The sequence below is a fragment of the Dactylosporangium sp. CA-139066 genome (assembly GCF_050936175.1).
Lineage (GTDB): Bacteria > Actinomycetota > Actinomycetes > Mycobacteriales > Micromonosporaceae > Dactylosporangium.
Genome location: NZ_JBNJNH010000001.1, coordinates 4701201 through 4723927, shown reverse-complemented (window position 1 = coordinate 4723927; position 22727 = coordinate 4701201). Strand labels below are relative to the sequence as shown.

The 22727-nt window shown below is 73.9% G+C and carries 20 protein-coding genes; 11 read left to right on the top strand and 9 right to left on the bottom strand.

Going from position 1 to position 22727, the window contains the following annotated elements; translation table 11 throughout:
• Positions 1-172 precede the first annotated feature (172 nt).
• A complete protein-coding gene (locus ACQEVU_RS21490; protein WP_433326179.1) occupies positions 173-466 on the top strand; it encodes a hypothetical protein in 294 nt (97 codons plus the stop codon).
• On the opposite strand, the gene ACQEVU_RS21485 is transcribed toward ACQEVU_RS21490, so the two are convergent.
• From ACQEVU_RS21485 to metX, 3 genes are read right to left on the bottom strand one after another with little or no spacing between them, the layout of a single operon-like run.
• Positions 467-940, bottom strand: a complete 474-nt coding sequence (locus ACQEVU_RS21485; RefSeq protein ID WP_433326177.1) for a CoA-binding protein — start codon at positions 938-940, stop codon at positions 467-469.
• Positions 937-2235, bottom strand: coding sequence for an O-acetylhomoserine aminocarboxypropyltransferase/cysteine synthase family protein (locus ACQEVU_RS21480; RefSeq protein WP_433326175.1), 1299 nt, complete (start codon positions 2233-2235; stop codon positions 937-939). Before ACQEVU_RS21480 ends, ACQEVU_RS21485 begins: the two co-directional genes overlap by 4 nt.
• Positions 2228-3409 (bottom strand): homoserine O-acetyltransferase MetX, encoded by a 1182-nt coding sequence (metX, locus tag ACQEVU_RS21475; RefSeq protein WP_433326173.1) that lies wholly within the window; start codon positions 3407-3409, stop codon positions 2228-2230. The genes ACQEVU_RS21480 and metX overlap by 8 nt, the downstream gene beginning before the upstream one ends.
• A gap of 89 nt (positions 3410-3498) precedes the next feature.
• Between metX and ACQEVU_RS21470 the strand changes: the two genes are divergently transcribed.
• The gene (locus ACQEVU_RS21470) at positions 3499-4059 is read left to right on the top strand and encodes an OsmC family protein (RefSeq protein WP_433326171.1); all 561 of its coding nucleotides are present in this window, start codon (positions 3499-3501) and stop codon (positions 4057-4059) included.
• The gene (locus ACQEVU_RS21465; RefSeq protein ID WP_433335022.1) at positions 4047-5273 is read left to right on the top strand and encodes an NAD(P)-binding domain-containing protein; all 1227 of its coding nucleotides are present in this window, start codon (positions 4047-4049) and stop codon (positions 5271-5273) included. Before ACQEVU_RS21470 ends, ACQEVU_RS21465 begins: the two co-directional genes overlap by 13 nt.
• Positions 5274-5376: 103 nt before the next feature.
• Here ACQEVU_RS21465 and ACQEVU_RS21460 read toward each other — a convergent pair whose 3' ends face one another.
• Positions 5377-6294 (bottom strand): NADP-dependent oxidoreductase, encoded by a 918-nt coding sequence (locus tag ACQEVU_RS21460; protein ID WP_433326169.1) that lies wholly within the window; start codon positions 6292-6294, stop codon positions 5377-5379.
• Positions 6295-6420: 126 nt separating this feature from the next.
• Between ACQEVU_RS21460 and ACQEVU_RS21455 the strand changes: the two genes are divergently transcribed.
• Genes ACQEVU_RS21455 through ACQEVU_RS21445 form a run of 3 tightly spaced genes read left to right on the top strand, consistent with a single transcriptional unit; the run spans position 6421 to position 9432 of the window.
• Positions 6421-7221, top strand: coding sequence for a helix-turn-helix transcriptional regulator (locus ACQEVU_RS21455; RefSeq protein WP_433326167.1), 801 nt, complete (start codon positions 6421-6423; stop codon positions 7219-7221).
• A 34-nt stretch (positions 7222-7255) separates the two neighbouring features.
• Positions 7256-8128, top strand: coding sequence for an LLM class flavin-dependent oxidoreductase (locus ACQEVU_RS21450; RefSeq protein WP_433326165.1), 873 nt, complete (start codon positions 7256-7258; stop codon positions 8126-8128).
• Positions 8129-8142: 14 nt separating this feature from the next.
• Positions 8143-9432 carry an LLM class flavin-dependent oxidoreductase gene (locus tag ACQEVU_RS21445; protein ID WP_433326163.1) on the top strand — a complete coding sequence of 430 codons (1290 nt, stop codon included), beginning with the start codon at positions 8143-8145 and terminating at the stop codon, positions 9430-9432.
• An 83-nt stretch (positions 9433-9515) separates the two neighbouring features.
• On the opposite strand, the gene ACQEVU_RS21440 is transcribed toward ACQEVU_RS21445, so the two are convergent.
• The 5 genes from ACQEVU_RS21440 to ACQEVU_RS21420 form a co-directional block, all read right to left on the bottom strand.
• The gene (locus ACQEVU_RS21440; RefSeq protein ID WP_433326161.1) at positions 9516-10319 is read right to left on the bottom strand and encodes an SGNH/GDSL hydrolase family protein; all 804 of its coding nucleotides are present in this window, start codon (positions 10317-10319) and stop codon (positions 9516-9518) included.
• Positions 10320-10415: 96 nt separating this feature from the next.
• On the bottom strand, positions 10416-12137 hold the full coding sequence (locus ACQEVU_RS21435) for an Hsp70 family protein (protein ID WP_433326159.1): 1722 nt from the start codon (positions 12135-12137) through the stop codon (positions 10416-10418).
• 118 nt (positions 12138-12255) lie between these two features.
• Positions 12256-13254, bottom strand: a complete 999-nt coding sequence (locus ACQEVU_RS21430; RefSeq protein ID WP_433326157.1) for an ABC transporter substrate-binding protein — start codon at positions 13252-13254, stop codon at positions 12256-12258.
• Between the two features lie 15 nt (positions 13255-13269).
• A complete protein-coding gene (locus ACQEVU_RS21425; RefSeq protein WP_433326155.1) occupies positions 13270-14061 on the bottom strand; it encodes an amino acid ABC transporter ATP-binding protein in 792 nt (263 codons plus the stop codon).
• A complete protein-coding gene (locus tag ACQEVU_RS21420; RefSeq protein WP_433326153.1) occupies positions 14058-15071 on the bottom strand; it encodes an amino acid ABC transporter permease in 1014 nt (337 codons plus the stop codon). The genes ACQEVU_RS21425 and ACQEVU_RS21420 overlap by 4 nt, the downstream gene beginning before the upstream one ends.
• A gap of 118 nt (positions 15072-15189) precedes the next feature.
• Here ACQEVU_RS21420 and ACQEVU_RS21415 point away from each other — a divergent pair, with 118 nt between their 5' ends.
• The 5 genes from ACQEVU_RS21415 to ACQEVU_RS21395 all read left to right on the top strand — a co-directional run bounded on the left by ACQEVU_RS21415 (position 15190) and on the right by ACQEVU_RS21395 (position 22698).
• Complete coding sequence (locus ACQEVU_RS21415) at positions 15190-15879, top strand: GNAT family N-acetyltransferase (protein WP_433326151.1); 690 nt, start codon at positions 15190-15192, stop codon at positions 15877-15879.
• Positions 15876-18116 (top strand): tetratricopeptide repeat protein, encoded by a 2241-nt coding sequence (locus ACQEVU_RS21410; RefSeq protein WP_433326149.1) that lies wholly within the window; start codon positions 15876-15878, stop codon positions 18114-18116. Before ACQEVU_RS21415 ends, ACQEVU_RS21410 begins: the two co-directional genes overlap by 4 nt.
• Before the next feature lie 72 nt (positions 18117-18188).
• Entirely contained in the window at positions 18189-18944 is a 756-nt protein-coding gene (locus ACQEVU_RS21405) for a class I SAM-dependent methyltransferase (RefSeq protein ID WP_433326147.1), read from the top strand.
• 10 nt (positions 18945-18954) lie between these two features.
• Positions 18955-21105: a hypothetical protein gene (locus tag ACQEVU_RS21400; protein WP_433326145.1), complete on the top strand. Its 2151-nt coding sequence runs from the start codon at positions 18955-18957 to the stop codon at positions 21103-21105.
• A 114-nt stretch (positions 21106-21219) separates the two neighbouring features.
• Entirely contained in the window at positions 21220-22698 is a 1479-nt protein-coding gene (locus ACQEVU_RS21395; protein ID WP_433335020.1) for an NF041680 family putative transposase, read from the top strand.
• The last annotated feature ends 29 nt before the right edge of the window (positions 22699-22727 follow it).

The following is a 22727-nucleotide window of genomic DNA, read 5'->3' as shown; positions in this document are numbered from 1 at the left end:
AGTACCCCTCGGGAAGCGGAAGCGCGCATCGGTCCGATCGGCGCGCTCCTGTGCCGACTGCTGTTCCTGGCCATCTGCCTGCCCGGACCGGTCCTGCTCGCCGCCGCCGTGACGCGAGACCCGGTGCGGTCGCCCGCAGACTTTCTGGGGCCTGCTCGCCGGCGGCGTCCTGATGACGATCGTCGGTGTCGGCTTCGGCGTCTTCGGCTGGCGGCTGGTCACCCGCTCGCGCCACGACGCGCGCCGGCTGTCCGCCGCCGGTGTCGCCGCGACGGCGGAGGTTCTCGCGGTGGCGAACCACCTGGGCGGGGAGGATCCCGGGCTGGAACTGCGCCTGCGGATCAGCGGGCCCGGGTTCGCCACGTTCGAGGCCGACACGATCCGCGCCGACGACCCGGCCCTCGTGCCCGGCGCGGTGCTGGCCGCCGTCGTGGACCCCGCCGACCGGCTCTTTTCGATCACGTAGCTACTGCAGGCCGCCCCGGACCGAGGTGATCCGCTGCGTGTTGAAGCCGAGCCAGTGCATCCGGCCGTTGTACCGCGCGTGCTCGATCTTCAGGCAGCGGTCCACGACGACGGTGAGGCCGCCCTCCTCGGCGATGCGGTTGCCCTCGTCGTTGATGACGCCGAACTGGCACCACAGCGTGCCGGCGCCGATCGCCACGGCGTCGCGGGCGATGTCCGGCAGGGCGTCCGGCGCGCGGAAGACGTCGACCACGTCGACGTGCTCGGGCACGTCGCGCAGGCTCGCGTACGAGGTCTCGCCGAGGATGCGCGGCTCGCGCGGGTTGACCGGGATGACGCGGTAGCCGTGGCGCTGCAGGTAGTACCCGACGAAGTTGCTGGCCCGCAGCTCGTTGCCGGACAGCCCGACGATCGCGATCGTGCCCGCGGTGTGCAGCACGCGCTGGATGGTCAGCGGGTCCTGATACCCGTTCATGCCTTCACCGCCGCCAATCCCTGCTCCAGGTCCCAGATGAGGTCCTCGACGGACTCGAGGCCGACCGACAGGCGCACCGTGCCGGGGCCGACGCCCGAGGCGCGCAGCTCGTCGTCGCCGAGCTGGCGGTGCGTGGTGCTCGCCGGATGGATGACGAGGCTCTTGGCGTCGCCGACGTTGGCCAGGTGCGACCACAGCGTCAGGCCGCGGATGAGGTCCTGGCCGCCGTCGCGGCCACCGGCGCAGTCGAAGGAGAACACCGCCCCGGCGCCGCGCGGCAGGTACTTCTCCACCAGCGGGCGGTAGCGGCTCGACGGCAGGCCGGGGTAGGTCACGTTCGAGGCCAGCTCGTGCCCGTCGAGGAACGCGGCGACCGCGGCGGCGTTGCCGACGTGGCGCTCCATGCGCAGCGACAGCGTCTCCAGGCCCTGCAGGAACAGGAACGCGTTGAACGGCGACATCGCCGCGCCGAGGTCGCGCAGGGTCTCGGCGCGCAGCTTCATGAGGTACCCGTAGGTGCCGAACGTCTCGTGGAACTTGAGCCCGTGGTAGGCCGGCGACGGCTCGGCGATCACCGGGTAGCGCCCGTTGGACCAGTCGAACGTGCCCGCGTCGACCACCACGCCGCCGATGCTCGTGCCGTGCCCGCCGATGAACTTCGTCGCCGAGTGCACGACGATGTCGGCGCCCCACTCGATCGGCCGGCACAGGTACGGGGTGGCGAACGTGTTGTCCACGATCAGCGGCAGGTCGTGCTCGTGCGCGATCGCCGCGACGGCCTCGATGTCGAGGACGTTGCCGGCCGGGTTGCCGATCGTCTCGGCGAAGAACGCCTTGGTCTGCGGCGTTACCGCGGCCCGCCACGCGTCGGCGTCGTCGGGGTCGACCCAGGTGAGCGCGACGTTCATCTTGCGCAGCAGGTGCTTGAGCTGGTTGACGGTGCCGCCGTACAGCGCCGCCGACGACACGACGTGGTCGCCCGGCTGCAGCAGCGTGAACAGCGCGGCCGCCTGCGCGGCGATCCCGCTGGCGAACGCGACCCCGCCGGCGCCGCCCTCCAGGCTGGCCAGGCGCTCCTCGAGGACCGCGACGGTCGGGTTCATGATGCGGGAGTACGTGTTGCCGTACTCCTGCAGGTTGAAGTAGGCGGCCGCGGACTCCGGGTCCTCGAACACGTAGCTGGTGGTCTGGAAGATCGGCACCGCGCGGGCCCCGGTGTTGGGGTCGGGCCGCTGCCCCGCGTGCAGCTGGCGCGTCTCGAACCCGAACTCGCGGGCCTGTTCGAGGTCAGTCAACGGTACTCCCCAGGAATCTGCGGATGAGCGGCGTCTGGCGGGCCTCCTCGAGCAGGAAGCTGTCGTGGCCGTACGGCGCCTCGATCACGTGGCACTCCACCGGCTTGCCCAGCCCGTGCAGCGCGTCGGCGATCTCGCGTGATGCGATCGGAGGGTACAGCCAGTCGGAGCTGAACGCGATGAGCAGTGTGCGCGCGTTCACACCGGCGAGGGCCCGTTCCAGGGAGCCGTCGCCGTGCTCGCGGGCGAGGTCGAAGTAGGTGAGCGCCCGGGAGAGGTACAGGTAGGTGTTGGCGTCGAAGCGGCGCACGAACGTGCCGGCCTGGTGGCGCAGGTAGCTCTCGATCTGGAACTCGGCCTCGGTGATGGTGTGGCGGATGTCGTCGCCGTGCTGCAGCCGGCGGCCGAACCGGTCGTCGAGGGCGCGGCCGGACAGGTACGTGATGTGGCCGAGCATCCGGGCCACGCCCATGCCGCCCTCGGGCGCGGAGCCGGTGCCGTAGTAGTGGCCGCCCTGCCACGCCGGGTCGCGCATGATGGACTCGCGGGCGATGGCGTTCCAGGCGACGCCCTGGGCGTGCAGGCCGTGCGTGCTCGCGATGGCCACGACGGCGTCGACCAGGTCGGGGTAGCGCACCGCCCACTCGAGGGCCTGCATGCCGCCGAGCGAGCCGCCGGCGACCGCCGCGAGGCGCCGCACGCCGAGCTGGTCGAGGGCCGCCTTCTGCACGCGGACCATGTCGGCGACGGTGACGACCGGGAAGTCCGAGCCGTAGGGCCGGCCGGTGGCCGGGTCGGTCGAGGACGGGCCGGTGGTGCCGCGGCAGCCGCCGAGCAGGTTGGTGCACACCACGAAGTACCGGTCGGTGTCGAAGGACTTGCCGGGGCCGATCATCCCGTCCCACCAGCCGAGGCCGGCGCCGGCGGAGCCGTCGCGGTCCTCGGCGCCGAAGCCGTCGCGGGTGCCGGCGGCCGGCGGCTGCGCCGAGGTGCCGGCCGCGTGGGCGTCGCCGCTGAGGGCGTGGCACACGAGGATGACGTTGTCACCGCCGGGCGCGAGGGTGCCGTACGTCTCGTAGGCCACCCGGACGGGGGAAAGCTTGCGGCCGCAGTCGAGCGCGACCGGCGCGTTAAGGTCCAGGTACTGCGTCTCGACCCGACCGACCGACTTCATGATCATCTCTGGCGCGGCGCTCCCGGTCGGTGTATTGTCTGGCAACTTACTAGGCATTATATGGTACTCGGAAAGGTGACCCGATCATCATGACGACCATCGACAACGGGGTGAACGTACAGGCCCTGCTGGAGGCGCGCCAGGCACTGGCCAACGCGCCGGAGGCGGCCAACTTCGTCTGGCAGGCGACCTCGAAGTGGGACCGCGGCGTGCACAGCACCACGCGCATCCAGGGCTTCCACGGGCTCGGCCAGGAGCAGAGCCACAAGGCCGAGTCGGTCTTCGAGGCCGACCACCCCGCCGTCTTCGCCGCCGAGGACAACGGCATCACCCCGATCGAGTACCTGCTCGTCGGCCTGGCCGGCTGCCTGACCGCCGGCGTCGCCTCGGTCGCGCAGAACCGCGGCATCCAGCTGCGCTCGGTCGAGGCCACGGTCTCCGGCAACCACGACATCCGCGGCATCCTGGGCGCCGACCCCGACGTGCGCAACGGCTTCAACGACATCAAGGTGACCTTCACCATCGACGCCGACGCCTCCCAGCAGGAGATCGAGGCGCTGGTCGCCCAGTCGCAGAAGCGCTCCGCGGTGTTCGACGCGCTCACCAACCCGACCGACGTCACGGTTGAGGTCGCGCCATCGAACGGCTGACCGCGGCCGTCATCGGCGCCGGGCCGGCCGGCCTCGCCGCGAGCCACTTCCTCGCCGCCCGCTCGATCGACCACGTCGTGCTGGAGCGGGGCGCGGTCGCCAACTCGTGGCGGCGGGAGCGGTGGGACTCGCTGCGGCTGCTCACCCCGAACTGGCTGACCCGGCTGCCGGGCGGGCACTACGACGGCGCTGACCCCGACGGCTACATGACGGCGGCCGAGGTCACCGCGTTCGTCGAGCGCTACGCCGCGGCGAGCCGGGCGCCGGTGCGCGACCACACCGCCGTCACGCGGGTCGCCGGCGGCGACGGGGAGTACCACATCGAAACGGACGGCGGCGAGCTGCGCTGCCGGGCGGTGGTCATCGCCAGCGGCGCCGCCAACCGCCCGGTGGTGCCGCCGCTGAGCGCCGCCGTGCCGGCCGGGGTCGAGCAGCGCACGCCGCTGCAGTACCGGGGGCCCGGCGACCTGCCCGACGGGGGCGTGCTCGTCGTCGGGGCCTCCGCCACCGGCGTGCAGCTGGCCGCGGAGCTGCGCCGGTCGGGCCGGCCGGTGACCCTCGCCGTCGGCGAGCACGTCCGGCTGCCGCGCACGTACCGCGGCCGCGACGTGCTGTGGTGGATGCACGCCGCCGGGGTGTGGGACCAGCGCTACGACGAGATCGACGACCTTGACCGGGCCCGGCGGCTGGCCTCGCCGCAGCTGGCCGGCACCCCGGGCCGCGCGACCCTCGACCTCAACGCCCTCACCGCCGAGGGCGTCGAGCTGGTCGGGCGGCTCGCCGCCGTCCGCGACGGCCGGGCTCTGTTCTCCGGCGGGCTGCGCGCGCTGTTCTCGCTGGCCGACCTCAAGCTGGCCCGCCTGCTCGACACGTTCGACGCCTGGGCCGCCGACAACGGCGTCGAGGACGTCGGGCCGCCGCAGCGGTTCGAGCCGACGCGCGCCCCCGCCGCCCCCCGTCTGCAGATCGACCTGCGCGGCGGCGAGATTCGCACGATCGTGTGGGCGACCGGGTTCCGGCCCGAGTACCACTGGCTCGACGTGCCCGTGCTCGACGCGAAGGGCCGCCTGCGCCACGACGGCGGCGTCCTGGAGGCGCCGGGGCTGTACGCGCTCGGGCTGCCGGTGCTGCGGCGGCGCAAGTCGACGTACATCCACGGCCTCGAGGACGACGCCCGCGACGTGGCGACCCATCTCGCCGGGTATCTGGGCTAGGCCCCGTCCTGCCGATCATGCCGTGGTTGTAACCGACTTTCGCGGGGTGCGCGCAGGCGAGATCTGCGCCCGGCGCAGGCCGGCATGATCGGCAGGACAGGGCCTACGGGACGATGACGAGCTTGCCGAGGGTGTGGCGGCGCTCCAGCTCCGCGAAGGCCTCGGCGACGCGGTCGAGGGGGTAGGGCCGCACCGGCACCTCGAGGCGGCCCTCGGCGACGAGCCCGGCGAGCTCGGCCAGCACCTCGGGGCGCGACGCGTCCTTACTGCCGGCCGTCTTCACCCCGTGCCGGGCCGCGGCCGCGAAGTCGATGACGGTGCTGATCCGGTCCGGCTGGACGCCGAGGTCCAGGGCCAGCTCGACGTAGCCGGAGCCGAAGGCGTCGACGAACGCGTCGGCCTTCTCGCCGGCGGCGGCGCGGACGCGGTCGAGGACTGCATCGCCGTACGGCACCGGGAGCACGCCGCGGTCGCGCAGCCAGTCGTGGTGGGCCTCGCCGGCCAGGCCGATGACGCTCGCGCCGGCATGGCGGGCGAGCTGGACGGCGATGGAGCCGACCCCGCCGGCCGCGTTCGCCACGACCAGGGTGTCGCCGGCGCCGGCCGCGACCGCCCGCAGCGCCGCCCACGCCGTGGCGCCGGCGGTGTAGAGGGCGCCGGCCACCTCCCACGGCACGCCGGCCGGGCGGTACGCCAGATTGCCGGCCGGGACGACCGCGTAGTCGGCGTGGGTGCCGCGCTCGTCGGTCCAGCCGAGCACCTCGTCGCCGGGGGCGAAGCCGGCCGCGCCCGGGCCCGCCGCCTCGACGACGCCGGCGACGTCGCGGCCCTGCTTCGAGGGGAACGTGGTCGGGTACGGGCCCTCCAGGAACCCGCCGCGGATACCGGACTCGACCGGGTTGAGACCGGCGGCGCGGACCCGGACGAGCACCGCGCCCTCCCCCGGCTCCGGCCGGTCCTCCTCGACGACCCGCAGGACCTCCGGGCCGCCGAACCGCTCGAAACGTACGACGCGTGGCATGTGCACTCCCTGTTCGTGGACGACCAGGCGACCGTCGCACCGCGCACGGCCGGTGAGAATCGGACGGGACTGCCTAGGACCGGCGATCCTTGGCTACCGCGCGGCGGGGCGGGTCATCATGGCCGCATGAACCGACGCGAGCTCGCCGACTTCCTGCGCCGCCGCCGCGAAGGGCTCCGGCCGGCCGACGCCGGGCTGCCGGCCGGGCCGCGGCGGCGCACGCCGGGGCTGCGCCGGGAGGAGGTCGCCCAGCTCGCCGGCATGTCGGCCGACTACTACATGCGGCTGGAGCAGGCGCGCAGCCCGCAGCCGTCGACGCAGCTGCTGGCGCCGCTGGCCCGGGCCCTGCGGCTCAGCGACGACGAGCGCGACCACCTGTACCTGCTGGCCGGGCACCGGCCGCCGGCCGGGCGCCCGGCCGGCGAGGAGATCCGGCCGGGGCTGCTGGTGCTGCTGGAGCGGCTGAGCGACGTACCGGCGCAGATCCTCAACGACCTCGGCGACGTGCTGGCCCAGAACGCGCTCGCCGAGGAGCTGTTCGGTGGGGTGTGCCCGACGCGGCCAGTGGAGGAGCGCAACATCGTGTGGCGGTGGTTCACCGATCCGGGCGTGCGGGCGCCCTACGACGACGAGGAGCGCGAGCGGTACAGCCGCCGGCACGTGGCGGACCTGCGCGCCGCCGTGGCCCGCCGCGGCGACGAGCCGCGCGCGCTGGCCCTGGTGCGCCGGCTGCGCGCGGCGAGCCCGGAGTTCGCCGCGCTGTGGGAGCGCCACGAGGTCGGCGTGCGGCACATCGGCAACATCCGGGTCGTCCACCCGGTCCTCGGGCTCCTCGACCTCACCTGCGAGCGGCTGCTGTCCCCGGCCGAGGACCAGCACCTCGTGCTGTTCACATCCCCGGTTAACCAAGCTATCCTATCTGATTAATAGGGATAGCCGCCGGGCGAAGGGGACCTCACGCGTGAGCACGCCGCTGCACCTCGCGCTGGCCGTCGACACACCGTCGACCGCCGCCGACATCGACGCGCTGGAGCGCACCGTCACCGCCGCCGAGCGGGCCGGCGTCGCGTTCGTCACCATCGCCGACTCCCCCGGCGCCCCGCGCGTCGAGGCCGGCGTGCTGGCGTCGTTCCTGGCCCGGCGGACCACCCGCATCGGGCTCGCGCCGACGCTGCACGTCAGCACCACCGAGCCGTTCCACCTGGCGACCCAGCTCGCCAGCCTCGACCACGCCACCCTCGGCCGCGCCGCCTGGGTGGTCGGCGCCACCCGCGACGCCGCCGCCCTCGCCACGGTCGGGCGCGGCCCGCTCGGGCCGGAGGAGCTGCGCCGCGAGACCGCCGACGTCATCGACGTCGCGCGCCGGCTGTGGGACTCGTGGGAGGACGACGCCGTCATCCGCGACGTCGCCACCGGCCGCTTCCTGGACCGCGACCGCGTGCACCACGTCGACTTCGAGGGTGCCGGCTTCTCCGTCGCCGGCCCGCTCATCACGCCCCGCCCGCCGCAGGGCCAGGTGGTCGTCGTCGGCTCCGACACGCTCGGCGTCACCGGCCGCCTCGACATCGCCCTCGTCGGCGGCGAGGACGTCGAGGAGATCCGCCGCCGGGCCGCGCGGGCCCGCCAGCACGGCGCCCGCCTCGCCTTCGCCGATCTCGCCGGCCCCGCGGACCTGGCGCGACTGGCCGGCGTGGTCGACGGTGTCCGCCTGCGCATCGACGACCTCGACGCGGGCCTGCCGCCCGTCGAGCTCGCGCCGATCGGCCCGACCCTGCGCGAGACGCTCGGCCTGCCGCGGCCGGCGAACCGTTACGCCATCGCCCGTACCGCCTGAACCGGGAGCCCATCGTGCCGCGACTGCACCTCGGCCTGTTCTTCACCGGCGTCGGCCCCAACCTGTTGTGGACCCGGCCGGACTTCGCCCCGCACACCCACATCGACACGTTCGTGCACGTCGCCCGGACCCTCGAGCGCGGGCTGTTCGACGCGTTCTTCCTCGGCGACGGCCTGCGCGTGCGGGAGAACCGCGGCGCCGTCCACGACCTCGACGTGGCCGGCCGGCCCGACGGCATCACCCAGCTGGCCGCGCTCGCCGGGGCGACCGGGCGCATCGGGCTCGTCGCCACCCAGAACACCACCTACAACTACCCGGCCGACCTGGCCCGCCGCCTCGCCGGCCTCGACCGGATCTCCGGCGGCCGCGCCGGGTGGAACATCGTGACCACCGACAACGCGTGGACGGGCGCGAACTTCCGCCACGGCGGCTGGCTGCCCCACGAGCGCCGCTACGAACGGGCCGGGCAGTTCGTCGAGGCGGCGAAGGCGCTGTGGTCGGGCGCGCCCGGCGCGACCGTCGAGTGGGACACCGATCTGGTACGCCTGCGCGCCCCCGCCTTCGGCCCCTCCAGCCCGCAGGGCCGCCCGGTGCTGTTCCAGGCCGGCGACTCCCCCGGCGGCCGCGAGCTCGCCGCCCGCCACGCCGACGTCGTCTTCTCGGCCAACACCGACTTCGACAAGGCCGTCGCCTACGCCGCCGACCTCCGCTCGCGCCTGGCCGCCCACGGCCGCCCGGCCGGCGCGGTGCGCATCCTGCCCGGCGCCTCCGTCGTGCTCGGCGACACGCCGGCCGAGGCCCAGGAGCGGGCCCGCTGGATCCGCGACGAGCAGACCACCGGCCCGCGGGCGATCGCCTACCTCGAGCAGTTCTGGGGCAAGGACCTGTCCGGCTACGACCCGGACGGCCCGCTGCCCGACATCGAGCCCACCGACGCCGAGCTCGACCCGTCCCGCGGAACGATCCCGATCGAGCTGCGCACCGGCAAGCTCGAGCGGGTCCGGCAGTGGCGAGCCCTGGCCGCCGAGCGCAACCTGTCCATCCGGCAGCTCGTCATCGAGATCACCCCGCTGCACCCGAGCTTCGTCGGCACGCCGGGCCAGGTCGCCGACGAGTGGGCCCGCTACGCCGAGGCCGGCGCGGTCGACGGCTTCAACATCCTGCCGCAGCTGCTGCCCGGCACCGTCGAGGACATCGTGGACCGGCTGGTGCCGCAGCTGCAGGAGCGCGGCCTGTACCGCACCGAGTACGAGGGCACCACCCTGCGCGAGCACCTCGGCCTGCCCGCGCCCGCCGCGTCGTAGGCGCCCGCCCGCGCGGGCGGGCGCCTACGGCCTCAGAGGCCGCCGGACCGTCTCGGGTCATGACGCCTCGCGGTCGCCGGACGTCAGCCGGCGACGGCGCGGAAGACCGGGTAGAAGCCGCCGGCCTGACCGGCCGCGGTCGGGTGGTAGGAGACGCCGAGGCTGGCGTAGTTCAGGGCGTGCAGCCACTTCTCGCCGTAGCTGCACAGCTGGTGGCCGACGAAGATGTCGCGCACGTCGGCGAACCCGTTGCCGGCCCGGGTCGCGGCGGCCTTCGTGACGTCGTCGAGGAGGTTGATGCCCTCGTCGATCTTCGCGCGGGAGTTGGCGCTCAGCCCGATGCAGACCGTGCCGAGCTGGTAGAACACCGGGTAGCCGACGACCACGACCCGGGCCGACGGCGCGCGCGAGCGGATGCCGCTGTAGACGGACGCGAGCTTGGCCGGCAGCTCGTTGCGGACCTTGGTCTCGGCGGCGTTGACCGCGGCGATGCAGTCGGCCTCGCCGCTGAGCACGCAGGTGGTCATGATGCTGGTGAACCCGACGTCGTTGCCGCCGACGGTGACGCTCACCAGCGTGACGGAGCTCGACAGGGCGGACAGCTGGTTGTTGATGACGTCGGCGGTCGTCGCGCCGGAGCAGGCGACCGAGCGGTAGGAGGCCGGCTTGTCGCGGGCGTTGTACAGGGCGGGGTAGGCGTTGACGCTGCGCTGGCACGAGCCGCTCTCGGAGGTGTAGCCGTCGGCGCCGACGCCGGAGGCGTACGAGTCACCGAGGGCCACGTAGCGGTCGGCCGCGGCGGCGCTGGCCGGTGCGGCCGCGGCGAGCACGGCGGTGAGGGCGGCCGCCATGCTCAGGGTCAGGGTCACGAGTCGGGATCTCCGCACGTCGCACTCCTTGTTGTGCAGGGGTGTGTCGCGGAGATTGATATCAAGCTATACGTTGGCCCGGAAGATCCACTTGCGCCAACCGATCATTCGGACTTATCGGTACAGCCACGCCCGCGCCGAGCGCCGGGTGACCGCGACCGAGGCGACGATCATGAAGATCATGGTGATCCCGGTCAGCGGCACCACGACGGAGGCGGCGATGGTGAGCGCGGTCAGGACGTACACCACCACCCCGGCGTCGCGCCTGCCGCGCCGCAGCCGCACGGCGCACAGCGCGTCGAGGCCGCCCAGGGCGACGAGGGCGAGAAGCGAGATCACCACGCTCGCGACGATGCTCCCACCCGCGACGAGCACGATCACGGCGATCAGGGCCAGCAGCCAGAGCAGGCCGGCGACGACCCACAGCAGCACGGACGCGGTCCTGATCGAGCCGGGCGGCCCGAGCGCGGGCGCGGGCACCGGCTCCGGCCACAGCGGGGTCAGCGGCACCGGCGGCGAGACCGCGGCGAGCGGCACGGGCGGCGAGACCGGCGCGTCCGGAACCGCCGACACCGGCATCGCCGTGGTGAGCGGTGCCGCGGAGACCGCGGCGGTCGAGGGCGCGGGGAATGCCGGGCCGGTCGGAAACGGAGCCGGAGCCGGCTGCACCGGTGGTGGCGGCGGAAGCATCGGGGCGGTGGAGGGCGCGGGGAATGCCGGGCCGGCCGGGGCCGGAGCCGGCGGTGATGGCGGCGGGAGCGTCGGGCCGGCGGCGGTGGGCGAGGAGAGGCTGCCCCACGCGACCACGAGCTCGGGTGTGTCGATCGCGGTCGGGGCGATCCGCAGCGTGCGGTGCAGCAGGCTCGCCGCGAGCGGGATCCGGCTCGAGCCGCCGACCAGGAACACGCCCGCGATCCGCTCCGCGGGGACCGCCGCGGCACGCAGCGTCGCCACCGTCAGGGCCACGGTGGGCTCCAGGTGCGGGCGGGCGGCCGCCTCGAACTCCTCCCGGGTGACGTGCAGGAGGGTGTCGATGAGCGGCACGTGCAGGTCGGCGGTGCTGTGCCGGGACAGCTGCTCCTTCGCCGCCCGGGCGCCGAGCCACAGCGTGCGGCGGTCGCGCTGGTCGGACGGGGTCTGCGGCCAGTCGAGGCGGCCCCACTCGTCGGCGGCGGCCGCGGTCAGGGTGCGGGCGTGGGCGACGACGGCGGCGTCCAGGTCGAGGCCGCCGATGTCGGGCAGGCCGTCGCCGGCGACGACGTCGAAGCCGGCCTCGGTACGCCGCACCACGCTCACGTCGAACGTCCCCGCGCCGAGGTCGTAGACGACGACGTGCTCGCCGATGGGCAGGCGGTGGTTGAGGACGCCGGCGAAGTACGCCGCGGCGGCCACCGGCTCGGGCACGAACCGCACGGCGCCGAGCCCGGCCGCGTCCGCCGCGTCGGCCAGCATCGCGAGGCGGGTCCGGCTCCACGCCACCGGGTGGGTCAGCACGACCGAGGCCGGATCGGTGCCGGTCGTCCGCCGCGCCTCCCCGGCCACCCGGTCCAGCACGGCGGCGACCACGTCGCGGACCGGCAGCTCCCGTTCGCCGAGCCAGACGGTGCCGTCGTCGATGCGACGCTTCGGGTTGCCCTCGAAGCCGCCGGGGTGCGCCGCGGCCGCCCGCTCGGCGTCGGCGCCGGTGAGCAGACCGCCCTCGGCGCCGGCGAAGACACCGGAGGCGAGCAGCGGCGAGGAATCGAACAGCAGCGGCGCCACGACGCCGTCCGCCCGCCGCAGCACCGCGACGGTGTTGGAGGTGCCGAAGTCGATCCCCAGCTCGTGCTCGGCCATGCCGGCCACGCTAGAGGGGCGGCGCAGTCGGGGCCATCCGCCGGACCGGCGGAACACGGTGCGACGCCCGCGGGCGCGGGACGATCCGCCGGCGTCGCGGATCGCCCCGGTCGCCGGGTCAGACGTTGGACTTGGGCAGGCCGGGCGGGTTCACCTGGGAGGTGTCCACGGCCTCGGTGCCGAGGTTGTAGGCGGCCAGCCACTGCTGGTAGACCCCCTGCTGGATCAGGTAGTTGATCGCGTCGGCGACGGCCTTGACGAGGCCGTTGTCCTTCTTGGTGGTGGCGGCGATCAGGCCCTGCAGGGACTCGCCGGCGCCGGAGTACACGCCGGCGTTGCGCACCGCGTCCGGGGTGCCCTGGGTCTTGCTGATCTGGAACGCGATGCCGGGGTTGGGGCCGAAGTACGCGTCGATCTGGCCCGAGACGATGGCCTTGAAGGTGCTGGGCGTGTCGGCGAAGTACTTGATCTCCAGGGTCTTGCCCTCCGCCTTGAGCTTGTCCTGCCAGGCGACCAGTATCTTCTCCTGGTTGGTGCCGGCGCCGACGGCGACCTTGAGACCGGCGAGGTTCTCGTACTGCTTGGCGAAGTTCCAGGCGTTGCCCTCCTTGACCGCGAAGCCGAGGTTGTCCTGGCGGTAGGAGGCGAAGTCGTACTTCTCCTTGCGCTGCTCGGTGTCGGTGATGTTGGAGAACCCGACCTCGTTCTTGCCGGAGTCGATGCCGACGAACAGGTTGTCCCACGTGTCGTTGTTGAACTCGGGCTTGAGGCCGAGCACCGCGGCGACGAGGCGGCCGAGGTCGGGCTCGGCGCCGGTGACGGTCTTGTCGTCGTCGCCGACGAAGGCCAGCGGCGGGAAGCCGGTGGGCAGGGCGCCGATGCCGACGGTGAGCTTGCCGTCGGCCTTGACCGCCGCCGGTACCTCGTCGGCGATGCTCTGCTGCTTGTCGACCTTGAGCTGGGTCTGCTTGCCGATGCCCTTGGCCTGCGCGCCGATGGTGACCGTGCCGCCGGAGCCGGCGGCGGTGTCGGCCTGGGCCTCGTCGTCGCTGCCGCAGGCGGCGAGGCCGCCGAGCAGCGCGAGGGCCAGGGCCGCGGCCGCAACGGGTCGTCTCATGATTCTCCTTGGGATCTACAGCACCCGGGCGAGGAACTCGCGGGTGCGGGGCTGTTGCGGGTTGTCGAGCACCCGGGACGGCGGGCCCTGTTCGACGATCACGCCGCCGTCGATGAACACGACGACATCGGCGACCTCGCGGGCGAAGCCGATCTCGTGCGTGACGATCACGAGCGTCGTGCCGCCTTCGGCGAGCCGCCGGATGACCGACAGCACCTCGCCGACCAGTTCGGGGTCGAGCGCGGAGGTCGGCTCGTCGAAGAGCACGAGGTCGGGCTCCAGGGCGAGGGCGCGGGCGATGGCGACGCGCTGCTGCTGGCCGCCGGAGAGGTGGCGCGGGTACGCGTCGCCGCGCTCGCCCAGGCCGACCTTCGCCAGCAGTTCGACCGCCCGCTCGCGGGCGGCGGGCCGGGCGAGGCGCCGGTGCGCGACCAGCGGCTCGGCGACGTTGTCCCGAGCGGTGAGGTTGGGGAAGAGGTTGAAGCTCTGCGCCACGAAGCCGATGCGGGTGCGCTGGCGGCGCACCGCCCGCTGGGGCAGCTCGTGCAGCCGGTCGCCGCGCACCTCGACGCCGATGAGCTCGCCGTGCAGGGCGACGTAGCCGAGGTCGGGCCGCTCGAGGTGGTTGACGGCGCGCAGCAGCGTCGACTTGCCGGAGCCGGACGGGCCGAGGACGGCCACGACGTCGCCGGGCCGCACGGTCAGGTCGACGCCCTTGAGGACCTCGCGCGGGCCGAACGACTTGTGCACGTTGCGGATCTCCAGCGCCGCGGTGCCGGCCGGCGCGGCGTCGAGCGTCGCGGTCATCGCAATCCCCTCCGGGTCAGGCGCACGCCGGCGAGGCGGCCCCACGAGTCGACGGTGAGGCGCCGCAGCCGCTGCACCGGCGTGGGCGGCAGCGCGCGGGCGCTGCCGCGGGCGAAGTACCGCTCGACGTAGAACTGCACGATCGACAGCGCCGCGGTGAGCAGCAGGTACCAGGCGGCGCCGACGATGAGGATCGGCACCAGCGACTCGGGGTGGCGCGACTCGAGCACGAACACGGCGCCGAACAGGTCGAGCAGCGAGACGTAGTACACCAGCGAGCTGGCCTTGATCAGGCCGATGAGCTGGTTGCCGTACGCCGGGACGATCGAGCGCAGCGCCTGCGGCAGGATCACCCGGCGCAGCTGCCGGGCCCGCGACAGCCCGAGCGCGTTGGCCGCCTCGATCTGCCCGGCCTCGACCGACAGGATGCCGCCGCGGATCACCTCGGCCGCGTACGCCGCCTCGTTGAGGCTCAGCGCGATGACGCCGATGGCCAGCGGCGTGAGGCTGGCCGTCTGTACCTCGGCGAAGACCGGTCCCCACGGGACGCCGACGCCGAGGCGGGGGTAGAAGTACGAGAAGTTGAAGGTGATGATCAGCAGCAGCGGCAGCGGCAGCGCGCGGAAGAACCACACGTAGGCCCACGCCAGGCCGCCGATCAGCGGGTTGGACGACAGCCGGCCGAGCGCGACGAGCACGCCCAGGAGCAGCCCGAAGACGGCGCTGAGGCCGACCACCTTCAGCGTCACGACGACGCCGTCGAGGATCGACTCGCGCGTGAAGTACGGCCAGAACTTCGGCCACTCGTAGTGGCTGTTGGTGAAGATCCCCCAGATGAACTGGGCGAGCACCACCAGCACCACCGCGCTGACGAGCCAGCGCAGCGGCCGGGGCCGCGGCGTGACCCGCCGCCGCGCGATCTGCGGGTCGAGCGCCGGCCCGCGGCCGGCGACCGGCGGCACGGCGGGCGGGGATTCCGGTTTTGCCTGCAGGGCTACGGGCTCGCTCATGCGAGTGGCTCCATCGTGGACGGCGCGGCCGCTCCGCTCGGCAACCGCTATTGGCAAGATAGGAACCCTCGCGATAAGTTGTCAATCCCGATCGGTTAGATAGTAATTAGAGGCCGTCATGATCCTGGACAACCCCGCCTGGCACTCCCTCAACGGTCCGCACGCGCACTTCGCTCAGGCGCACGGCTCGGCCCGCCGGTACCACCCCGACGTGTCGGTGTTCGTCGGCCTCCCCGACCGCCGCGACGACGGCGTCTGGCGCGACCTCGCCTCCCTCGTCGGCGCGGGCGTCGAGGTGCCGATCACCGGCGCCACCGTCGCCCCGCCCGCCGGCTGGGAGCCGGTCACGCGGGGCAAGGGCGTGCAGATGGTCGACGACGGCGTCGACGCCCACCCGGACGAGGAGGCCGTCGTCCTCGCCGCCGACGACGCGCAGGAGATGAGCGCCCTCGTGGCCCGCACCAACCCCGGCCCGTGGCGCGCGCGGACCTTCGAGCTCGGCACGTACCTGGGCATCCGCCGCGACGGCCGGCTGATCGCGATGGCCGGCGAGCGCCTGCACCCGCCGGGCTGGACCGAGATCAGCGCCGTGTGCACCGACGCGGCGCACCGGGGCCAGGGCCTGGCGGGGCGGCTCGTGCGCGCGGTGGCGTACAACATCCGCTCCCGCGGCGACCAGGTCCTGCTGCACGCGGCGGCGAGCAACACCAACGCCATCCGCCTGTACCACGCGCTGGGCTTCCGGCTGCGCCGCGAGACGACGTTCGCCGTGTACCGCACGCCGCCGGTCCGTCAGAAAGGGGCATGAAACGCCGCTCTGCACGCAAGCGGTCGGCGCCGGCCGGGCCGGCGCCGACGGGGAGCGATCGGGGCGAGCCGGTCGGCGAGGACCACGCGGCCGATACGATGCGGCCGGAGGCGGTCGGCTCGATCGCGGTCAGCAGAGACCTGCACGGGATCGCGTCGACCGGTGACCGGGCCACCATCGTGCAGATCCGAGCCAGGCATGCCACGGCGCTGCCGCCCGAGGCATTCTCGGCGCCCGCCGCGCCACCGGCTGGTCTGGTGCGCCTGCCGGTCCGACCGGCGATGTTCGTCGGCCGGGAGCCGGAACTGTCCCGGCTGGACGCGGCGGTCGCGGCGCGTCCGGTCGTGGTGCAGGCGGTCCATGGACTGGGCGGCATCGGCAAGAGCACCCTGGCCGCGCGCTGGGCCCAGCAGCACATCGACGACTTCGCCCTGATCTGGTGGATCACCGCAGACAGCATGGCCGCGCTCGACGCCGGCCTGGTCGAGCTGGCCGCCGCGTTGGAGCCGGGATTGCAGCAGGTGCTGTCCTCCGAGGTGCTGCGGGAGCGGGTGGTGCAGTGGCTGGCTTCGCACGACCGGTGGCTGCTGATCCTGGACAACGTCACCGATCCCGCCGACATCGCCGGTCTTCTGGCCCGGCTGCCGCAGGGACGGATCGTGGTGACCAGCCGGCGGACCACCGGATGGCCCGATCTGGTCGACCTGGTCCGCCTCGACGTGCTCACCGACGTCCAGGCCGTCGATCTGCTGGCGGCCATCCTCGCCCGGACGGGCGCCACCGCCGACCGCGACGAACTCGGCGCCGTCTGCGCCGAACTGGGCTGTCTGCCCCTGGCGGTGGAGCAGGCGGGCGCCTATCTCACCCAGACGGGTGTCACGCCTCGCGACTACCTTCGGCTGCTGGCCGAATATCCCGCCGCCATGTACGCCGACGGCGAGGAGGGCCGCGACGCGCAGCGAACCATCGCCCGGGTGTGGAACGTGACCCTTGACCGCTTCGCGCCCGACCCGTTGCCCGGGCAGATGCTGAGGGTCCTGGCCTGGTACGCCTCCGAAGCCGTCCCCCGGACGCTGCTGTCCGCGCTGGCCGACCCGGCCACGACGGCCCGCGCCGTCGGCCGGCTCGCCGCCTACAGCATGATCACGCTCAATCCGGCCACCGACACCATCAGCGTTCACCGGCTGGTCCAGGCCGTCACCCGCACGTCCGTCGCCGACCTGAGGACGGCCGGCGACCTCATCGATTCCTGGCGGACTGCCGTCCAGGGCCTGACGGACGCGGTCCCGGCAGGTTGGCAGGATCCCGGCTCGTGGCCGGCCTGGCGTACGTTGCTGCCGCACATCGACGTCCTGGCGGCCGCCCCGGCGCCGGGAGAGTCCGACCTCGATGCGCGCGGCCTGGCCCTCTTGCTGCACCGCACCGGGCTCTTCCTGCGCAGCCAGGGAAACGTCAACCATTCCGCGAGCTACCTCGAGCTGGCCTACCGCACATACCGCCGGGCTCTCGGCGACGATCATCCGGACACGTTGACGTCGGCCAACGACCTCGCCAGCGGTCTGCGGCTGGCCGGAGCGTTGCGTCAGGCGATCCCGCTGCACCGGCGGGCCCTCGCCGACCTCCGACGGGTCGCCGGCGACGATCATCCGAGAACACTGTTCGCGGTCAACAACCTTGCCACCAGTCTCCGGCTGGCCGGACAGCACCGTCAGGCGATCCCCCTGCATCAGCAGGCTCTCGCCGATCGCCGGCGAGTCCTCGGCGACGACCATCCCGACACGCTGAGCTCCGTCCACAACCTTGCCGCCGCCTACTGCTCGGCCGGCGATCTGGATCGGGCCATCCCGCTGTTCGAACAGGCACTGGCCGACCGCCGGCGAGTGCTGGGCGACACGTTCCCGGACACGCTGACCTCCGCCAACGACCTCGCCACCGCCTACCGGTCCGCCGGTGACCTGGCTCGAGCCGTCCCGCTGCTCGAGGCAGCGCTCGCCGACCGCCGGCGAGTCCTGGGCGACGACCATCCCGACACGCTGACGTCGGTCCACGGCCTGGCTGCCGCCCTGCAGTCCACGGGCGACCTCGGCCGCGCGATCGCGCTCTACGAGGAGGCCCTCGCCGGGCGCCGGCGAGTCCTCGGCGACGACCATCCCGACACGCTGGAATCGGCCGGCCGCCTCGAGCGATCGGTTCAAGACCGGGCGGGCGCCCAGCGGCCAGAGTGCGGGTATGAGTGAGCATGCGTTCACGCCCGCGCTCGGGCGGCTGGCGTTCTCCTCGCGCAGGTCGCGCGGGGGGAGAATGCCGGGATGACATCGCTCGACGCCGCATATTTCGACCAGTGGTACGCCGACATGGACACCTCGCCCGCCCGTGACGCCGTCATCGCCCGCGCCATGGGGCTGCCGCCGCAGCTTCGCGACGCCGGCACGCTCACGTGGGGCGGCGTCGGCGAGGTGGCCGAGGCGCTGCGGCTGGGGCCCGGCGCCGCCCTGCTCGACATCGCCTGCGGGCGCGGCGGCTACGGCATCGAGGTCGCCCTGCGCACCGGCGCCCGGCTGACCGGCGTGGACTTCTCCGCCGTGGCGCTCGAGCGGGCCCGGCTCACCGCCGCCGAGCGGCTGCCCGCCGGGCAGGCCGAGTTCCGCGTCGGCACCCTGACCGGCACCGGCCTGCCCGGCGGCGCCGCCGACGGGCTGATGTGCATCGACGCGGTGCAGTTCGCCGAGCCGCCGCTGGCGGCGCTGCACGAGTTCCGGCGCCTGCTCGCGCCCGGCGGCCGGCTCGCCCTGACCTGCTGGGAGCCCGCCGACCGGGCCGACAAGAGCGTGCTGCCCCGCATCCGCGGCGTGGACCTGCGCCGCGACCTGCCGGCGGCCGGGTTCCTCGACGTCGAGGTGCACGACCGGCCCGACTGGCGCGCGGCCGAGCGGGGCCTGTGGGAGGCGGCCCTGGCCGCGCCGGACGACGACCCGGCGGTACGGTCCATGCAGGCCGAGGGGCGGCGCACCCTCGAGACGTTCGACACCCTGCGCCGCGTCTACGCCACGGCGACCGCACCGTAGATTGTGGACGGTGAAGCCCGAGAAGGTGTTCGCCGGCCTGGACGCGCGCATCGACACATACCTCACACGCGGCGATCCCCGGCCGGTGCTGGCGCCCGGCGCCGTGGCGGAGGCCGAGTGGCTGTGGGACGCGACGACCCGCGACGAGGCGGTGCCGATCGAGGTCGTACATCTGGTGGCGTGGCTGCACTGGTGCCGGCACCTGGCCGGCTCCGCCGACGACGACCGGTCCGCCGCGCTGGAGCTGTTCGCCATGATGGTGCCGCAGCACTCGGAGCTGCTGCCCGAGCCGCTGGCCCGCGCCGTCTACGGCGAGCCCACCGACGCATCCCCGGACGACCTGGCCGACCTGGGCAGCCTCGTCCTCGACCAGCCGTACGGGCGGGGCGTCTACGAGGCCGTGGCCCTGCTGCGCCGCGCGATCGAGGGGTCGGGCCCCGGCGACCCGCGCTGGGCCGCGTTCCACGCCGAGCTCTGCCGCGGGCTCGGCACGTACTTCGACGAGTTCGGCGACCCGGACGACATCGACGCCGCGGTCGAGGCGGCCCGTGTGGCGGTCGCGGCCGACCCCTGCCCGGCGTACCTGTTCAACCTGGGCCGGGCGCTCGCGGCCCGGTTCGCCGATCGCGACGGGCTCGACGACCTCGACGAGTCGGTCGCCGCGTTCCGCGCCGGGGCCGGCGCGGCGGACCACGGCGACCCGGACCGCGCCGAACTGCTCGGCAGCCTGGCCATCGAGCTGGCCAGGCGGTTCGAGCGGCTGGACCGGCCCGCCGACCTCGACGAGGCGATCGGGATCGCCCGCGCGATGGGCGGCGCCGACTGGCTGTCCCAGCTCGGCGCGTGGCTGCAGCTGCGGTTCGAACGGTTCAACCGCATGGCCGACCTCGACGAGGCGGTGGAGGTAGGGCGGGCGGCCGCCGGCGCTACCCCCGCCGGCGACCCCGAACTCCCCGGCCGGCTGGCCAACGTCGCCATCGCGCTGCGGCTGCGCTTCGAGCGGCTCGGCGACCGCGCCGACCTCGACGAGGCGGTGCGCGTGTCCCGCGCCGCCGTGACGGCGTCGCCGGGCTGGCGCGACGTCGCGCGGGGCGTGATGACGGTCATCGGCACCGCGCCCGAGGCCGCCATGACCTCGCTGAGCGGCCTGTGCAACGCGCTGCGCCGGCGCTACGAGCGCTTCGGCGAGCCGGCCGACCTCGACGAGGCGATCGACACCGGCCGCGGCCTGCTCGACGCCACCCCGCACACCGATCCCGGCCGGGCGACGCACAGCGCGAACCTCGCACTGAGCCTCGGCCTGCGGTTCTCCGCGTCGCGGGACCCGGCCGACGCCGACGCCGCGGCCACGGCGCTGCGCGACGCGCTCGCCGCGACGCCGCCCGACCACACGGCCCGGCTGACGATCGAGATGAACCTGGTCGAGGTACTGCGCCTGCGCTTCGAGACGGTCGCCGACCCCGCCGACCTCGACGAGGCGATCGCCACCGGCCGCGCCCGCGCCGCGACCATCGACGGCGACCACCCCGTGCGGCCGCGGCTGCTGGTGAACCTGGGCGGGGCGCTGCTGCGCCGGCACGAGCACAGCGGCGACGACGCCGACCTCGACGCCGCGGTCGCCGCCCTGCGCACCGCGGCCGCGCTGCTGCCGCACGACGACCCGTCCCGGGCCGCCGCCCTCGGCAACCTCGGCGACGCGCTGCGGACGGTTTACGACACGCACGGCGACCCTGCGGCGCTGCGCGAGGCCAGGGCGCTGTGGCAGGCCGCCGGGCACACCGCGACGGCGCCGAGCGCGGCCCGGCTGAGCGCGATGCGTGCCTGCGCGACCGCCGCCGCCGAGACCGGCGACTGGCCCGGCGCGGTCGAGGCCAGTGCCAGCGCGGTCGTGCTGCTGTGCCTGGGCGCGTGGCGCGGCCTGAGCCGGGCCAGCCGCGAGCACCACCTCACCGCGGGCGCCGGCACGGGCGCCGACGCCGCCGCGAGCGCCGTGGCCACCGGCGACCCGCGGCGCGGCGTCGCGCTGCTGGAGCAGGGCCGGGGTGTGCTGTGGACGGCCACGCTGGACGCGCGCGCGGACCTGGCCGCGCTCGCCGCGCGGGCGCCCGAGCTGGCCGCACGGCTCACGGCGGTGCGCGGCGCCCTGGACGACGCCGCCTAGCTTGATCTTTAACCTCGGGTCGGGTGATATCGACCCCGGCTGATCATGGGTGCAGCCCTTGATCGATCATTCCTCTTGTCTAGGGAAGAAAGATCCGATCAAAGGCTGCGGAGGATCAGTGTGCCTGATCGTGGGCGTGGTGGTGTGGGTGGGGATCTGGGCTGGTTTCGCGGAGAGTTGTACCGCTGTCTGACGGCTCGTGCTGATGCGTTGTTCGAGCTGGCGGACGCGGTGTTGTGCGCGGACGGGCCGGTGCGGTCGCTGCCGGGGTTGTCGCTGATCGCGGAGCACCGTCGTGGTCATGGCGCACTGTATGACGCCCTCGGTGCTGGTCGGGTGGACGTGGATCGGCTGCGCACGGCGGTTGTGTCGGTGCCGTTGCCGCGGGCCGGCGACGGCCGGATCGTGCTCGCGGTGGATGTCACCTGCTGGCTGCGGCCGGAGGCGAACACCGTGCCGGAGCGGATCCTGTGCCACACATACGGCCGGGCCAAGGATCAGCACATCGGGGTGCCGGGCTGGTCGTACTCGTTCGTGGTCGCGCTGGAGACCGGCCGCAGTTCCTGGACCGCGCCGTTAGACGTGGTGCGCCTGACGCCGGGCGCTGATCTCGCCGCGGTCACCGCGGGGCAGGTCCGTGACGTGCTCGCCCGGCTGATCGCCGCGGGGCACTGGCGACCTGGGGACCCGCACATGTGGGTTGTGATGGACGCCGGGTATGACGCCGCCCGCCTGGCCTGGTTGTTGCGGGATCTGCCAGTGCGGGTCGTGGCCCGGCTGCGCTCGGACCGGGTGCTGCGCCGGCCGACCCCGCCCCGGCAGCCGGGCGTGCTGGGCCGGCCCCGCCGCCACGGCGGCGAGTTCATCTTCGGTGACCCGGCCAGCTGGGGCGACCCCGACGTGACCACCGTGACCGAGACCCGCCTCTACGGCACGGCGAGGGCCCGGGCCTGGCACCGGCTGCACCCGCGGCTGACCCGCCGCGCCGCCTGGGCCGACTGCCCGGACCTGCCGATCCTGGAAGGCACCCTGATCCGCCTCGACGTGACCCGGCTGCCGTCCGGCGCCACCGCGAAACCGGTCTGGCTGTGGTGCTCCACCAGTATCGGCCCCGACCCTGCAGCCGCCCCGGACGCGGCGATGGTCGATCTGTTGTGGCAGGTGTTCCTGCGCCGGTTCGACATCGAGCACACGTTCCGGTTGTTCAAGCAGACCCTCGGCTGGACCGTGCCGAAACTGCGCGACCCTGCCGCCGCCGACCGGTGGACCTGGCTGCTGATCGCCGCTCACACCCAGCTGCGCCTGGCCCGTCCGATCGCTGCGGACCTGCGCCGCCCATGGGAACGACCAGCGGCGCCGGAGCGACTCACCCCGGCCCGCGTCCGACGCGACTTTCGGCACCTGCGCGCAACAAGCACCTGCCCCGCCCGAGCACCGAAACCCACCCGGGCAGGACCCGGACGGCCGCCAGGCCAACCAAACCGCCACCCCACCCGCCGCCACGACGTCCACACCGTCACCAGCAACGAGCCCGGAAAACCGAAACCCAGAAAGAAGAAATCGACCGATCCCCGACCGCGCCGCACAGGTTAAAGATCAAGCTAGTGGTCCTGGCGACCGTT

Excerpts from the sequence above, each read along its gene's own strand:
- ACQEVU_RS21485 (WP_433326177.1), bottom strand. The coding sequence starts at position 940 with ATGAACGGGTATCAGGACCCGCTGACCATCCAGCGCGTGCTGCACACC.
- metX (WP_433326173.1), bottom strand. The coding sequence starts at position 3,409 with ATGAAGTCGGTCGGTCGGGTCGAGACGCAGTACCTGGACCTTAACGCG.
- ACQEVU_RS21455 (WP_433326167.1), top strand. The coding sequence starts at position 6,421 with ATGAACCGACGCGAGCTCGCCGACTTCCTGCGCCGCCGCCGCGAAGGG.
- ACQEVU_RS21405 (WP_433326147.1), top strand. The coding sequence starts at position 18,189 with ATGACATCGCTCGACGCCGCATATTTCGACCAGTGGTACGCCGACATG.
- ACQEVU_RS21490 (WP_433326179.1), top strand. The coding sequence starts at position 173 with ATGACGATCGTCGGTGTCGGCTTCGGCGTCTTCGGCTGGCGGCTGGTC.
- ACQEVU_RS21435 (WP_433326159.1), bottom strand. The coding sequence starts at position 12,137 with ATGGCCGAGCACGAGCTGGGGATCGACTTCGGCACCTCCAACACCGTC.
- ACQEVU_RS21460 (WP_433326169.1), bottom strand. The coding sequence starts at position 6,294 with ATGCCACGCGTCGTACGTTTCGAGCGGTTCGGCGGCCCGGAGGTCCTG.
- ACQEVU_RS21420 (WP_433326153.1), bottom strand. The coding sequence starts at position 15,071 with ATGAGCGAGCCCGTAGCCCTGCAGGCAAAACCGGAATCCCCGCCCGCC.
- ACQEVU_RS21425 (WP_433326155.1), bottom strand. The coding sequence starts at position 14,061 with ATGACCGCGACGCTCGACGCCGCGCCGGCCGGCACCGCGGCGCTGGAG.
- ACQEVU_RS21410 (WP_433326149.1), top strand. The coding sequence starts at position 15,876 with ATGAAACGCCGCTCTGCACGCAAGCGGTCGGCGCCGGCCGGGCCGGCG.
- ACQEVU_RS21470 (WP_433326171.1), top strand. The coding sequence starts at position 3,499 with ATGACGACCATCGACAACGGGGTGAACGTACAGGCCCTGCTGGAGGCG.
- ACQEVU_RS21415 (WP_433326151.1), top strand. The coding sequence starts at position 15,190 with ATGATCCTGGACAACCCCGCCTGGCACTCCCTCAACGGTCCGCACGCG.
- ACQEVU_RS21430 (WP_433326157.1), bottom strand. The coding sequence starts at position 13,254 with ATGAGACGACCCGTTGCGGCCGCGGCCCTGGCCCTCGCGCTGCTCGGC.